The sequence below is a fragment of the Plantactinospora sp. DSM 117369 genome, assembly GCF_053764795.1.
Map to the genome: position 1 here is coordinate 8,824,922 of NZ_CM132446.1, position 13,979 is coordinate 8,838,900.

The window sequence follows — 13,979 nt, forward strand, 5'->3', positions numbered from 1 at the left end:
CCGGAGCGCGGACAGCCGAGACTCCCCTGCGCCGACCGGCCCGGAACTCGCCCCGCTGCCCGCATTGTGCCGCGCGGCCCTGGTCACCGACCGTAGCGTGGATCAGGTGAAGGATGCCCGCCTCAGCCGCCGGCTGCTGCTCGCCGGCCTCGGCTCGGCCGCGCTGGCGGCGGGTACCTCCGGATGCGGCTCGGGCCCGAGCCCGGCGCGGCTCGCGCCCACCCCGTCCCGGCCGCGCGGTCCGGCCCGGCGCGACGAGGCGGCGTTACGCCGCAAGATCGCGAGCCTGCTGGTGGTCGGCTTCCGGGGCCAGCAGGCGTCCGAGGCCGAGTGGATCGTCACGGCGATCCGGGAGGGGCTCGGCGGCGTCATCCTCTTCGACCGTGACCTGACGACCGACGCCGTACGCAACGTCAGCTCACCCGGTCAGGTGACCGCGCTGGTGAAGGCCCTGAAACAGGCGTCACCCGGCCGGCTGCTCGTCTCGATCGACCAGGAGGGCGGCCGGGTCGCCCGGCTCAACCCCGGCAACGGCTTCCCGGCCACCCGGTCACAGGCCGAGATCGGCCGGGCGGACTCGATCCCGACCACCCGGGCCTGGGCGGAAGGGCTCGTACACAGCCTCACCTCGATCGGCGTCAACCTCAACTACGCGCCGGTGGTCGACCTGAACGTACGCCCGGACAGTCCCGCCGTCGGCGCGCTCGAACGCAGCTTCTCCGCCAACCCGGACGTGGTGGTCCGGAACGCGGCCGAGGAGGTCCGGGTGCACCGGGCCGCCGGGGTACGCACGTCGCTCAAGCACTTTCCCGGGCTGGGCAGCGCGACCGGGAACACCGACTTCGCCGTCGTCGACGTCACCGACTCCTGGCGGGAGACCGAACTCGAACCGTTCCAGAAGCTGATCGCCAAGGGCGCCGCCGACTCGGTACTGGTCGGGCACGTACTCAACCGGAAGCTCGACCCGGACCGGCCGGCCTCGCTGTCCCGGGCGGTCGTCACCGACCTGCTGCGCGGCCGGCTCGGCTGGCGCGGCCCGGTGGTCAGCGACGACATGCAGGCCGTGGCGATCACCAGCCGGTTCGGCCGGGACGAGGCGGTCGCGCTGGCCCTGGAGGCCGGCGTCGACCTGCTGGTCTTCGGCAACCAGCAGGAGTACGACCCGAACGTCGTCGGCCAGACCCTCGACACCGTCGTCCGGCTGGTCCGCTCCGGGCGCCTCACCGAGCAGCGGATCGACCAGTCGGTGGCCCGGGTCGACACGCTGCGCCCGAAACGCTGACCCCGGTCGCCGGGCTATCTCGGTAACCGCCGGTCACAGCGGCGGCCAGGCATTGGCCAGCAACTGCCGGAAGTGCGCCGGGAACCACTGCCGGAACGGCGGAGCGTCCGGCAGCGCCCCGGTGCTGCGGACGGAGCCGCCCGGCCACGGGTTGTAGGTGGGATCGCACATCGGCTCGTACGGCTGGCCCCACGCCCGGTCGACATCGGCACCGTCGGACTCACCGGGCGGTTTGACCCACACGTACGCGTCGATGCCGGGCTCCGGGGCGACGGCCGGCCGCTCGCCGAGGCCGGAGCCCGCCTGGTTGCACCAGTTCGAGATGAACGCCCGCCGGTCGATCCGGCTTCGGTCGACGTACTCGTTCAGGTCGCCGGTGGTCGCCGCCGGTCCGGTGGGCCGGGCCGGGCCGCCCCAGCCGTTGCGCGAGGTGTCGACCAGCAGACTCGCCTGCGCGGCGAAGCCCTCCCCGGCCAGCAGATCCCGCATGTGACGCGCGTACGGCACCTCGTCGACGAACGGGTTCCAGTCGACCCACCTCGACTGGTGCACCGGCTGGCCGTTGACGACGGTGTCGGCGCGGAAGTACTCCTCGTGCAGCACGGAGTAGTTCGCGGTGTTGGCGACGAAGCCGTGCACGTTCGCCAGCGTGCTGCCCGCGGTGGTCGCGGCCTGGCGCAGCAGTGCCGCCACCGGGCCGGAGTTGTCCGGCCAGCCGAGTTCGCCGTGGTGGCTGATGTCCAGGTACGGGTAGACGTGGGGCAGGGCGCCGAGCCGGGCCAGGGCGTACCCGATCCCGTCCAGGTAGGTGCCCCGGTCCCGCACCCTGTCGCAGGCCAAGGTGGCGGTGTGCCGAGGGCTCGTGTTGACGACCAGGTTGGGCAGCGAGTTCGGCTCGACGATGGCGACGATCCGCAGGCCGGCGTAGCGGGTGTCGGCGAGGATCTCGACGATCGGATCGATGAACTCCGTCCGGTACCGGTCGAGTTGGTCGATCGAGAGTTCGCCCTGCGGGGTCGGCCGGCCGCAGTCGCGGGACGGCAGGTTGTAGAGGGTCACCTGTACGAGCTCGGCCTGCTGCGCCACGGCGGCGTCCAGATGGTCGCGCAGGCCCATCGCCCCGTCCCGTCCCTCGATCGCGGCGATCCGGTCCAGCCAGACGGCGGTCGGCTGGTCGGCGATCGCGTCGCCACCGGGCTCGGCGGCGGCCCGGGCGGACCACTCGGGATTCACGTACACCCGGGCTCCGGCGTACGGGTTGGCCACCCGGTGCGGCGGATCGGCCGCGCCGGCCGGACCGGCGCTGCCGAGCGCCCCCGCGAGGAGGACGGGTACGGCGAGGGCGGCGAGGGCCGTGCGGCCCCGGGCGGGTACGCGTCCGGAACGGGGCATGGTCATGACGCTGGCTCCTCAGCAACGGGTCGGCGCCGGGGTACGGCCCGGACCGGTTCCGGCCGGCGGCACGGTAACCGGCAGGGGTCGCCAACCATCTACATGTTTCGATTCATCATGCCATCCCTCGCACCGTCCGCGCAGCTCCACGAAGGTGCCGAATCACTGCCCGGCGGACTGGTTCTCCGAGCTGGCGTCTCGGCGGTGCGGCGCTCGGTCGCTCCCGGGACGCTGACCGGGATGACCCGGCGTCAGGACGGCGGGACGGAATCCCGTTCGGCCGCGCGGACCGTGGCCGCGTAGTCCAGGGTCGCCTGGCGCAGCGCCGCCTCGGCGTCCAGCCCCGCCGCCCGGGCCCGGGCCACCGTCTCCAGCAGGCTCGCGCCCAGCCGGACCGTCTCGTCCGCCTCGGCGGCGGGCTTCGGCGGCGGCAGGTCGAGCCCGGCCCGGTCGACCCGGTGCAGCACCTTCGCCGCCAGCGCCAGCGCCGGCTGGGAGAGCGCGACCCCGTCCAGCACCGAGGCCCGGGGCTTCTCGGCCCGCTTGATCCGCTCCCAGTTCTCGATGATCTCATCGATGCCGCCGACCTCGGTGTCGGCGAAGACGTGCGGGTTGCGCCGGACCATCTTCGCCACCAGGCCACCGGCCACGTCGTCGATCGACCAGCGCTCGTCCTCGGGCAGGTTCTCCGCCAGCCGGGCGTGCAGCACCACCTGCAACAGCACGTCCCCCAGCTCCTCGCGGAGCGCGACGAGATCGTTCGCCGCGATGGCGTCGTACGCCTCGTAGCACTCTTCGAGCAGATACTGCGCCAGGGAGGCGTGGGTCTGCGCCCGCTTCCACGGGTCGCCGCCGGGCGAGGCGAGCCGGTCCATCACCGCGACCGCGTCGAGCAGCCGGGCACCGGGCGGGTCCCAGGAGCCGTACATCAGCTCCAGCTCGGCCAGCCCGGGTTGGCGGGCCAGCCGCAGCCCCAGCTCCCGAGCCAGGTCCTCGTCGCCGGCCGGGCCGGCCAGCCAGACCGCCGTACCGTGCGCGGCGACTGTGGCCAGCAGGTCCGGCACCGGAGTCCCGGTGACGGTCACCTCGGCCCCGGCCGCGCGTACCGCCGTGGCCAGTTCGCTCTCCGCGCCGGCCAGCACCGGGAAACCGCGTACGACGTCCCAGGCGGGCGCGGTCAGCAGCCCGGCCGGCAGCCGGGGCGAGGTGACCAGCAGCACGATCCGACCGGCCGGGCCGGGCGGTGCGGCGGTCATCGGCCGGTAAGACTGGTCGACGGCGGAGTCATCGCGGCAGGGCCGGTGGCGTGGGCGGTGGGTCGGGCGCCGCTCAGCGGGCGTCGACCACGGTGTCGGCGCCGGACTGGCCGATCGGCACGACCAGCGCCGGGCTGCTGTCCGAGAAGGTCAGTACCGGGTATTCCAGCGGCCGGTAGCGCGGGTTGACCGTGACGTCGGAGCTGTTCAGCGCCTCGGTCAGGGTGTTGCGCATCGCCAGCGCGCGCCGCAGCACGTCACCGTCGAGCTGCTGCCCGGCCTCGCCGTCCTTGGCGTCCGGCGGGATCACCCCGGCGGCCCGGCCCCGGGCCACCACGTCCATCAGCTCATCCTGGGTCGGGGCGACCGGCTGGCTCACCGGAATGCCGGCCCGGCAGGCGTCCAGCTCGGAGAAGAGCCGCGCGTAGCGCGAGTCCGCCGGCAGGCCGGTCGCCCGGGCGACCTCCTCGATCGGGGCCTGCTCCGACGGCTTGAAGCCCTTGTCGGCGGCGAGCTTGAGGCAGACCTCCCGCATCACCAGGGTGCCGACCACCTGGGCCCGGGTCGGCGCCTTCAGCTCGGGGGCGTCCGGCGCGGGCGTGGCGCCCGGCTCGTGCCCACCCGGCGGCACCTTGCTCCGGACGTCGTCGAGCACCGAGGTCACCTCGTCCTCGGTGATCTTCTTGTCCCCGAGGTAGACGGCGACGCTGGAGTCGGACCGGCAGGCGGACAGGACGGTGGTGCCGAGAACGGCAATGACCGCGATCGAAGCCAGACGACGGGCACGCTGCATGCTCGACACTCTCTCACGCAGCGCTCGGCGACGCGGGCACGGGGTCACCCAGCACGTCGCGGAGGAGTTGGGCGCACCAGTCCAGCAGCGCCTGGTCACGCAGCGGCTCGCCGCCGATCCGCCGGGTCGTCGGGCGCGGCACGCTCACCTGGTCGGTCGCCGACTTGTAGACCGCGTCCGGGTGGTAGCGCTTGAGCCGGAGCTGCTTCGAGTCCGGCAACGGCAGTGGGGAGAACCGCAGGTGCCGGCCCTGGGCCGAGACGTCGGTGAGCCCGTACGCCCGGGCCAGCAGCCGGAACCGGGCCACCGCCACCAGGTTGGCGACCTGCTCGGGCGGCTCGCCGTACCGGTCGGTCATCTCGGCCACCACCTCGGTCAGCCGGTCGGCGTCCCGGGCCTGCGCGAGCTTGCGGTACATCTCCAGGCGGAGCCGCTCCACCCCGATGTAGTCGTGCGGCAGGTGCGCGTCGACCGGAAGGTCGATCTTGATGTCGACCTCCTCCTCCGGCGCCTCACCCTTGAACGCCTGCACCGCCTCGCCGACCATCCGGACATAGAGGTCGAACCCGACCCCCTCGATGTGCCCGGACTGCTCGCCGCCGAGCAGGTTGCCGGCGCCCCGGATCTCCAGGTCCTTCATTGCCACGTACATCCCGGCGCCCAGCTCGGTGTGCTGGGCGATGGTGGCCAGCCGCTCGTGCGCGTGCTCGGTCAGCGGCTTCTCCGGCGGGTAGAGGAAATAGGCGTACGCCCGCTCCCGGCCCCGGCCCACCCGGCCCCGGATCTGGTGCAACTGGGCCAGCCCGAGCAGGTCTGCCCGCTCCACGATCAGGGTGTTGGCGTTCGGGATGTCGATGCCGGACTCCACGATCGTGGTGCAGACCAGGACGTCGTATTCCTTTTCCCAGAAGCCGACCATGACCTTCTCCAGGGCGTCCTCGCCCATCTGGCCGTGCGCCACCGCGACCCGGGCCTCCGGCACCAGCTCCCGGATCCGCCGGGCCGCCCGGTCGATCGACTCGACCCGGTTGTGCAGGTAGAAGACCTGCCCGTCGCGGAGCAGCTCGCGGTGGATCGCCGCGGCGACCTGCTTGTCGTCGTACCCCCCGACGAAGGTCAGCACCGGGTGCCGCTCCTCCGGCGGGGTGGCGATGGTCGACATCTCCCGGATGCCGGTGATCGCCATCTCCAGTGTCCGCGGGATCGGCGTCGCCGACATGGTCAACACGTCCACGGCGGTACGCAGCGTCTTCAGGTGCTCCTTGTGCTCCACCCCGAACCGCTGCTCCTCGTCCACCACCACCATGCCGAGAGACTTGAACCGGGTGGCCGACTGGAGCAGCCGGTGGGTGCCGATCACGATGTCCGCGCTGCCGTCGGCGGCGGCGGCCAGGGTCGCCTCGGCCTCCTTCGGGGTCTGGAACCGGGAGAGCTGCCGGATCTGCACCGGGAACTGCCCCATCCGCTCGGCGAAGGTGTTGTAGTGCTGCTGGGCCAGCAGCGTGGTCGGGACCAGCACCGCCACCTGCTTGCCGTCCTGCACCGCCTTGAACGCGGCCCGGACCGCGATCTCGGTCTTGCCGTACCCGACGTCGCCGCAGATCAGCCGGTCCATCGGGATCGACTGCTCCATGTCCCGCTTGACCTCCTCGATCGCCGCGAGCTGGTCCGGCGTCTCGGTGTACGGGAAGGCGTCCTCCAGCTCCCGCTGCCACGGGCTGTCCGGGGCGAAGGCGTGCCCCTTGGACGCCTTACGGGCGGCATAGAGCTGGACGAGCTGGGCGGCGATCTCCCGGACCGCCTTGCGGGCCCGCGCCTTGGCCTTCTGCCACTCGGCGCCGCCCATCTTGTGCAGGGTGGGCGCCTCGCCGCCGACGTACCGGGAGAGCTGGTCGAGCTGGTCGGTGGGGACGAAGAGCCGGTCACCGGGCTGGCCGCGCTTGCTGGCCGCGTACTCGATGACCAGGTATTCCCGGTCGGCGCCGTTGACGGTGCGCTGGACCAGCTCGACGTACCGGCCGATGCCGTGCTGCTCGTGCACGACGTAGTCGCCGGCCCGCAGCTCCAGCGGATCGATGGTGTTGCGCCGCCGGCTCGGCATCTTGCGCATGTCCCGGGTCGACGAACCCCGGCCACCGGTGATGTCGTTGCCGGTCACCACCGCGACCCGGGACGCGGTGTCCAGGAAGCCGTGGTTGAGCGAGCCGCAGGTGACGATCAGCTCACCGGCGGCCGGCGGGGTCGGCACGCTCTCGGTCAGCGCGGCGCCGAGCCCGGCGTCCCGAAGCACCTCGACGGCGCGCTGCGCCGGCCCGTGCCCCTCGAAGACCAGTGCCACCCCCCAGCCGTCGCCGACCCAGCGCAACAGATCGTCGACCACCCGGGCCGTCTCGCCGTGGTAGAGCGGCACCGGCTGGGCAGCCAGGGCCAGCGACTCGCCGGTGTCCGGCACCACCGTCACCTCGGGCTCCGGCTCCACCGCCCACGGCTCGGCCGTGGCGCCCGGGCCGGGAGTCGCCTCGACCAGGCCGAACGGCGACGCCGACCACCAGGGCTGGCGCAGGGCGGCGGCGGTGGCGCGTACCTCCGCCAGGGTCTTGAAGGCGGCGGCGCCGAGGTCCACCGGGGCCTGGCCCCCGACGGCGGCCGCGGCCCAGCTCGCCTCCAGGAACTCCGCCGAGGTACGCACCAGGTCGTGCGCCCGGGTCCGGATCCGCTCCGGGTCGCAGAGCAGCACGTGGCTGCCGGCCGGCATGCAGTGCAGGAGAAGTTCGAGCGAGTCGCTGCCGATCAGGGCCGGGGCGAGCGACTCCATCCCCTCGACCGGAATCCCCTCGGCGAGTTTGTCCAGGATCTCGGCCAGCTCCGGGTGCTGTTCGGCCAGCTCGGCGGCCCGCTGCCGGACCGGCTCGGTGAGCAGCAGCTCCCGGCAGGGTGGCGCCCAGAGCGCCGGTACCGCCTCGATGGTCCGCTGGTCGGCGACGGCGAAGGTGCGGATCTCCTCCACCTCGTCGCCCCAAAACTCGACCCGGGACGGGTGCTCGTCGGTGGGCGGGAAGACGTCCAGGATGCCGCCCCGGACGGCGTACTCCCCGCGCTTGGTGACCAGGTCCACCCGGGCGTACGCCAGGTCGGTGAGGCGGCGGGCGGTCTCCTCCAGCCCGGCCTCGGCCCCGGCGGCGAGCCGGACCGGCTCCAGGTCGCCCAGCCCCTTGAGCTGCGGCTGCAACACCGAGCGGACCGGGGCGACGACCACCCGGACCGGGCCGGCGTGCTCGGCCAGATCAGGGTGGGCCAGCCGGCGCAGCACGCCGAGCCGCCGGCCGACGGTGTCGGAGCGGGGCGAGAGCCGCTCGTGCGGCAGGGTCTCCCAGGCCGGGTAGACCACGACCTGCTCCGGCGGCAGCAGACTGCCGAGCGCGCCGGCCAGGTCGTCGGCCTCCCGGGTGGTGGCGGTGACGGCGAGCACCGGGCGCCCGGCGCCGCCCGCCTCCTCGCCCGCGGCCACGGCGGCGACCAGGAAGGGCCGCAGCGCGGGCGGGGCGGTGAGGTCGAGCCCGTCGGCGTCCGCGCCGCCGGTGCGGGCCAACGAGCGGGCCCGGGCCAGCGCGGGATCGCGGAGCGCGGCGGTGAGCAGACCGGTGAGCACGCAGATCACAACCTTGCAAATGGGCACGCGGAAAGTGCCCCACGCCCGATCCGGGCGGGGGGGGTGCGGGGTGAGGCAGGACCCGGGGCGTTGCCGTGCCGGGAGGCCCCTCCTCAACGCCGCCGTCAAGCCTATCCCCTGCGCCCGACAAACCCGGTGCCACGGCCGGTACCCGCGCCGGTCGCCGGCTGGCATGCCGGCTGGCGATTCGCGTATTGGATACGGGAAGTAACATTCGGGCGGTACCCGAGAGGAGGCGGACGATGCCGGTGGAGCGCAGCGGCGGCGGGGATCCCGACCGCACCCTGGCGTTGCTCTGGACCGCCCAGCCGTCGCCCGGCGCTCCGGGAGCCACCGGCAAGCCCGCTCGGGGCCGCCCTCCCCGGTTGACGGTATGGCAGATCCGGCAGGGCGCGATCGCCTTCGCCGACCGGGAGGGCCTGGCCACCATGTCGATGGCCCGGATCGCCGAGGAACTGGGCGTCGGCACGATGTCGCTCTACACGTACGTCCCGGGCAAGGCCGAGTTGATCGACCTGATGGTCGACGGGGTGATGACCGAACGCGACCTGCCGGGCCCGGACGACGTACGCCGGGTGGGCTGGCGGGCCAGGATCGAGCTGTACGCCGAGCGGACCCGGGCGATGTACCAGCGCCACCCGTGGCTCCGGGAGGTCTCCACCGTCCGCCCACCACTCGGGCCGGGACTGCTCGCCCAGCAGGAGTACCTGCTGGCGGCCCTGACCGATCTCGGCCTGCCGGCCCGGCAGACGGTCGCCGCCGGAAACGCGATCGTCACCTTCGTCGACGCCGCCGCCCGGCAGCAGGCCGAGACCGACCAGTTGGAGCGGGCCACCGGGCAGTCGACCGACGAGTGGTGGTCGGACCGGGACTCGTTCTGGGCGGAGCACTTCGACGTCGCGCGCTACCCGGCGATGAACCGCACCTGGGAGGCCGGCGGGTTCGTCGACACCCCCGACGCGATGGCCGACGCCTACCGGTTCGGGCTGCGCCTGCTGCTCGACGGCATCCAGCGCACCGTCGAATCCGGCCGCCGCTGACCGGGCCGCCACTGACCGGGCCGCCGCTGCCGCCGCTGCCGCCGCTGACCGGGCGACTCGGTCGGGTCGACCCGGGCGCGGGCGGCACCGGGGACCCGCCGGGGGTGACGCGGCCGACGAGTACGTGGCCAGCCCGGCCGGCATACTCTCCCGCGCGCACTGTCGAGCTGGGTGCACAGACGGGGCAGTCAGCAGCTCCGCTTCATCCGCCTCCGCTTCATCCAGCTCCGCTTCATCCAGCTCCGCTACACCCGGCGGCGGGAGCACAGGTCTTCATCCGGCGGTGGGAGCGCAAGCGGGGCAGCTCGACAGTCGACGCGCGGAGGTGGTGCCGCCCGGTTCGGCGGTCCGGTTGGTCCGTCCGCACGCCCATCGCGGCGTCCGGCTGCGGCCCGGTAGCCATCGGCCGACAGCCGGTCAGTAGCGGACGCTGATCCGCTTCGCCGCCGCGTCGAGGCGGACCTCGCCGCCGTACGGGACGACGAGCTGCGGGTCGGTGTGCCCGATCTCCAGGTCGAAGACGAGTACGGCATCGGGGGCGTACTCGACGCAGGCCCGGCGCACGGCGGCCCGCTGGGCGTCGGCGTAGGCCCGCTTCTGCTCCGGGGTGTGCCGGCGGGCGAAATCCCAGGCCTTCGCCCGGCCCACCAGTACGGCGGGAAAACCGCCGAGCAGCCCGCGCTCCCCCATGTCCCGCAGGATCCGGTACACCTCGACGTCCGGGGGCAGCTCCTCGGAGGTCTCGATCAGCAGCACGCAGCCGGCGTACGCCCCGTTCGGGCCGACCCGGCCGGCCCGGAGCAGCCAGGAGAGCACCTCCAGGTTGCCGCCCCAGATCCGCCCCTCGACCAGCCGCTCCGGGCCGTACCAGCGCCGACCGGAGGCCGGGAACATCGTCGGGGCCCGGTCCAGCCCGGCCGGATCACGCCAGTCACCGGACTCGTCGGTGTATTCGGCGACCTCGGGAAGCTCGTGCCAGCCGCCGCCGAACAGCGCCGTACGCAGCGATTCCACCGTCACCGGATGCGTCGCGCCGCCCCGGCCGAGGTGCACCATCACCGAGCCGCCGTGGTAGGCGACCACGCCCAGGTCGAAGAGGTGCGCCAGCAGATTGGTGTTGTCCGAGTAGCCGAAGAACGGCTTCGGGTTGGCCCGGAGCACCGCGTCGTGCAGATGCGGGACGACGGTGATCTGGTCCTCGCCGCCGATGGTGGCCAGCACCGCCGTGATCGACGGGTCCGCGAAGGCGGCGGTGAGGTCCCGGGCCCGGTCCCGGGGGTCGGCGTCCAGCACCCGGGTGGTCGGATACTCGACCGGGACCAGGTCGAACTCGGCGCGCAGCCGGCGCAGCCCCAGCTCGTACACCTCGGGGAAGAGCCCCGGCAGGCCGGCGGAGGGCGAGACCACCGCGACCCGGTCCCCCGGTCGGGGCTTCGGCGGGTAGTGCGGCGTCGGACCGGACGGCTCGGACATGCCGACAGGCTAATCGCCAGGCAGCGCGCGGGCGGGGCGTGAGCAAGCTAACGATCACGGCACGAGCCTCGTTAGCGTTCCGGGACCGGCCGCCGATAACATCCACGGTGTCGGACAACGCTGTCCTCCGTACTCGATCAAGGAGCGCACGGTGACCGACCAGCATGATCACGACGGGCCCGACGCCGCGCTGCGGGCCGACATCCGCCGGCTCGGCAAGCTCCTCGGCCAGACCCTGGCCCGCCAGGAGGGCCCGCCCCTGCTCGACCTGGTCGAGGAGGTCCGCGCGCTGGTCCGGCACGACGCGGAGGCCGCCGCCCAGCGGCTCGGCGCGATGGACGTGACCACCGGCACCAAGCTGGCCCGGGCCTTCTCCACCTACTTCCACCTGGCCAACATCACCGAGCAGGTGCACCGGTCCCGGGACCTGCGCCGGCAGCGGGCCGTGCACGGCGGCTGGCTCGACCAGGCCGCCCGGCTGATCCGGGAGCGCGGGGTGCCGCCCGAGGAGATCGCCTCGGTCGCCCGCCGGCTCTCCGTCCGGCCGGTCTTCACCGCCCACCCCACCGAGGCGGCCCGCCGGTCGATCCTCTCCAAGCTGCGCGCCGTCGCCGACGAACTCGACGCCGAGGCCGCCGCCGCGATCCTCTACGGGGCCAGCGACGAGGGCCCGGCCAGCCGGCGCCTCGCCGAACTGCTCGACCTGCTCTGGCAGACCGACGAGCTGCGGCTCGACCGGCCGGACCCGACCGACGAGGCCCGCAACGCCATCTACTACCTGCGCGACCTCTACGCCGAGGCGGCGCCGCAGGTGCTCGACGACCTGGCTGACACGCTGCGCGGACTGGGCGTGGAGACCGCGCCGACCGCCCGGCCGCTGACCTTCGGCACCTGGATCGGCGGCGACCGGGACGGCAACCCGTTCGTCACCCCCCAGGTCACCCGGGACGTACTGCTGATCCAGTACGAGCACGGCATCCAGGCGACCGAGGCGGCGATGGAGGCGCTGATCAACGAGATCTCGGTCTCCCGCCGGCTGCGCGGAGTCAGCCTCGACCTCTCGGCCAGCCTCGCCAAGGACCTGGACGCGCTCCCCGAGGTGGCCCCCCGGTTCCGCCGGGTCAACGCCGAGGAGCCGTACCGGCTCAAGGCCCGGTGCGTCCGGGCCAAGCTGGCCAACACCCGGCGCCGGCTCAACCAGGGCACCCCGCACGTGCCGGGGCGGGACTACCGGGGCTCCGCCGACCTGCTCGCCGACCTGGAGCTGATGCGCGCCTCGCTGGCCCGCAACTCCGGCCAGCTCACCGCCGTCGGCCGGCTCGCCTCGGCGATCCGCACCGTCGCCGCCTTCGGGCCGCACCTGGCGACGATGGACATCCGGGAGCACGCCGAGGCGCACCACGTGGTGCTCTCCCAGTTCTACACCCAGGTCGGCGAGGTGCCGGACTACGCATCGCTGAGCCGGACCGAGCGGACCAAGCTGCTCGCCGAGGAACTGACCGGCCGCCGCCCGCTCTCCACCATGGACACCCCGTTGACCGAGCCGGCCCGGAAGACCTTCGACGTCTTCGGCACCATCCGCGAGGTGCAGGAACGGTTCGGCGTCGAGGTGATCGAGTCGTACATCATCTCGATGACGCTCGGCGTGGACGACGTACTCGCCGCCGTGGTGCTGGCCCGGGAGGCCGGGCTGGTCGACGTGCACACCGGCCGGGCCCGGGTCGGCTTCGTGCCGCTACTGGAGACCCCGGCCGAGCTGGACGCCGGTGGCGAACTCCTCGACGAGATGCTGTCGCTGCCGGCGTACCGGGCGATCGTGGCGGCCCGGGGCGACGTGCAGGAGGTGATGCTCGGCTACTCCGACTCCAACAAGGAGGCCGGGATCACCACCTCGCAGTGGTCCATCCACCGGGCCCAGCGCGCGCTGCGGGACGTGGCCGCCCGGCACAACGTACGGCTGCGGCTCTTCCACGGCCGGGGCGGTACGGTCGGCCGGGGCGGCGGCCCCACCCACGAGGCGATCCTCGCCCAGCCGTACGGCACGCTGGACGGCGAGATCAAGGTGACCGAGCAGGGTGAGGTCATCTCCGACAAGTACACCCTGCCCTCGCTGGCCCGGGAGAACCTGGAGCTGACCCTGGCGGCGGTGTTGCAGAGCACGCTGCTGCACACCACTCCCCGGCAGCCCGCCGAGGCGCTGGACCGCTGGGACGCCACCATGGACGTGGTCTCCGGTGCCGCCTACCGGCGCTACCGGTCACTGGTGGAGAATCCGGACCTGCCGGCGTACTTCTGGGCCTCCACCCCGACCGAGCTGCTCGGCGCGCTCAACATCGGCTCCCGGCCGGCGAAGCGGCCGAACACCGGTGCGGGGCTGGCCGGCCTGCGCGCCATCCCGTGGGTCTTCGGCTGGACCCAGACCCGGCAGATCGTCCCCGGCTGGTTCGGCGTCGGGTCAGGGCTGGCCGCCGCCCGCGAGGCCGGGATGGCCGACATCCTGGCCGAGATGCACCGGGCCTGGCACTTCTTCGGCACGTTCCTGTCGAACGTCGAGATGATGCTGAGCAAGACCGACCTGAACATCGCCCGCCGGTACGTCGAGACCCTGGTCCCGGAGCCGCTGCACCCGATCTTCCACATGATCGAGGCGGAGTACGAGCTGACCAAGCAGGAGGTGCTGGCCATCACCGCCTCCCCCGCGCTGCTGGAGAACTCCCCGGTGCTGCAACGCACCCTGGCCGTCCGGGACACCTACCTGGAGCCGCTGCACCACCTCCAGGTGGCGCTGCTGCGGCAGTACCGCGACTCGGGCGCCGCCGGGCGGGCCGTGGCCACCGCTCCGGGCGGCCGGCGTGCTCCGGGCGACGGTACGGCGCTGGAACGGGCCCTGCTCACCACCGTGAACGGCATCGCCGCCGGCATGCGCAACACCGGCTGAGCCGCTGGTAGGGCCGTCGGAGCCGACCCGGGCGAAAATCGAGGAACGGGTCTTGACATCGACGCGACTTGATGTCGAAAATTTACGCCATCGCGTCGGCCAGTGAAAATTATCGGCCCCTCGCCCATCGGTGAC

General features: G+C 73.2%; 8 protein-coding genes. 3 read left to right on the top strand and 5 right to left on the bottom strand.

Going from position 1 to position 13,979, the window contains the following annotated elements; translation table 11 throughout:
• Positions 1-106 precede the first annotated feature (106 nt).
• Complete coding sequence (locus tag ACSMXO_RS37780) at positions 107-1,282, top strand: glycoside hydrolase family 3 N-terminal domain-containing protein (RefSeq protein ID WP_455415665.1); 1,176 nt, start codon at positions 107-109, stop codon at positions 1,280-1,282.
• 33 nt (positions 1,283-1,315) lie between these two features.
• Here the strand turns inward: ACSMXO_RS37780 and ACSMXO_RS37785 are convergent, their stop codons facing one another.
• The 4 genes from ACSMXO_RS37785 to mfd all read right to left on the bottom strand — a co-directional run bounded on the left by ACSMXO_RS37785 (position 1,316) and on the right by mfd (position 8,372).
• Positions 1,316-2,680, bottom strand: coding sequence for a glycoside hydrolase family 6 protein (locus ACSMXO_RS37785; RefSeq protein WP_455415666.1), 1,365 nt, complete (start codon positions 2,678-2,680; stop codon positions 1,316-1,318).
• 245 nt (positions 2,681-2,925) lie between these two features.
• Complete coding sequence (locus ACSMXO_RS37790; protein ID WP_455415667.1) at positions 2,926-3,930, bottom strand: nucleoside triphosphate pyrophosphohydrolase; 1,005 nt, start codon at positions 3,928-3,930, stop codon at positions 2,926-2,928.
• Between the two features lie 73 nt (positions 3,931-4,003).
• On the bottom strand, positions 4,004-4,723 hold the full coding sequence (locus tag ACSMXO_RS37795) for a hypothetical protein (protein WP_346259235.1): 720 nt from the start codon (positions 4,721-4,723) through the stop codon (positions 4,004-4,006).
• A gap of 13 nt (positions 4,724-4,736) precedes the next feature.
• Complete coding sequence (mfd, locus tag ACSMXO_RS37800; RefSeq protein WP_455415668.1) at positions 4,737-8,372, bottom strand: transcription-repair coupling factor; 3,636 nt, start codon at positions 8,370-8,372, stop codon at positions 4,737-4,739.
• A 263-nt stretch (positions 8,373-8,635) separates the two neighbouring features.
• Here mfd and ACSMXO_RS37805 point away from each other — a divergent pair, with 263 nt between their 5' ends.
• Entirely contained in the window at positions 8,636-9,433 is a 798-nt protein-coding gene (locus ACSMXO_RS37805; protein WP_455415669.1) for a TetR/AcrR family transcriptional regulator, read from the top strand.
• Between the two features lie 417 nt (positions 9,434-9,850).
• On the opposite strand, the gene ACSMXO_RS37810 is transcribed toward ACSMXO_RS37805, so the two are convergent.
• On the bottom strand, positions 9,851-10,906 hold the full coding sequence (locus ACSMXO_RS37810; protein ID WP_455415670.1) for a S66 family peptidase: 1,056 nt from the start codon (positions 10,904-10,906) through the stop codon (positions 9,851-9,853).
• Positions 10,907-11,057: 151 nt separating this feature from the next.
• Between ACSMXO_RS37810 and ppc the strand changes: the two genes are divergently transcribed.
• Positions 11,058-13,844, top strand: coding sequence for a phosphoenolpyruvate carboxylase (ppc, locus tag ACSMXO_RS37815; RefSeq protein WP_346259232.1), 2,787 nt, complete (start codon positions 11,058-11,060; stop codon positions 13,842-13,844).
• Positions 13,845-13,979 lie beyond the last annotated feature (135 nt).

What these genes read in the sequence shown, in the direction of transcription:
- ACSMXO_RS37785 (WP_455415666.1), bottom strand. Translation starts at nt 2,680, where the DNA reads ATGACCATGCCCCGTTCCGGACGCGTACCCGCCCGGGGCCGCACGGCC.
- ACSMXO_RS37790 (WP_455415667.1), bottom strand. Translation starts at nt 3,930, where the DNA reads ATGACCGCCGCACCGCCCGGCCCGGCCGGTCGGATCGTGCTGCTGGTC.
- ACSMXO_RS37795 (WP_346259235.1), bottom strand. Translation starts at nt 4,723, where the DNA reads ATGCAGCGTGCCCGTCGTCTGGCTTCGATCGCGGTCATTGCCGTTCTC.
- ACSMXO_RS37805 (WP_455415669.1), top strand. Translation starts at nt 8,636, where the DNA reads ATGCCGGTGGAGCGCAGCGGCGGCGGGGATCCCGACCGCACCCTGGCG.
- ACSMXO_RS37810 (WP_455415670.1), bottom strand. Translation starts at nt 10,906, where the DNA reads ATGTCCGAGCCGTCCGGTCCGACGCCGCACTACCCGCCGAAGCCCCGA.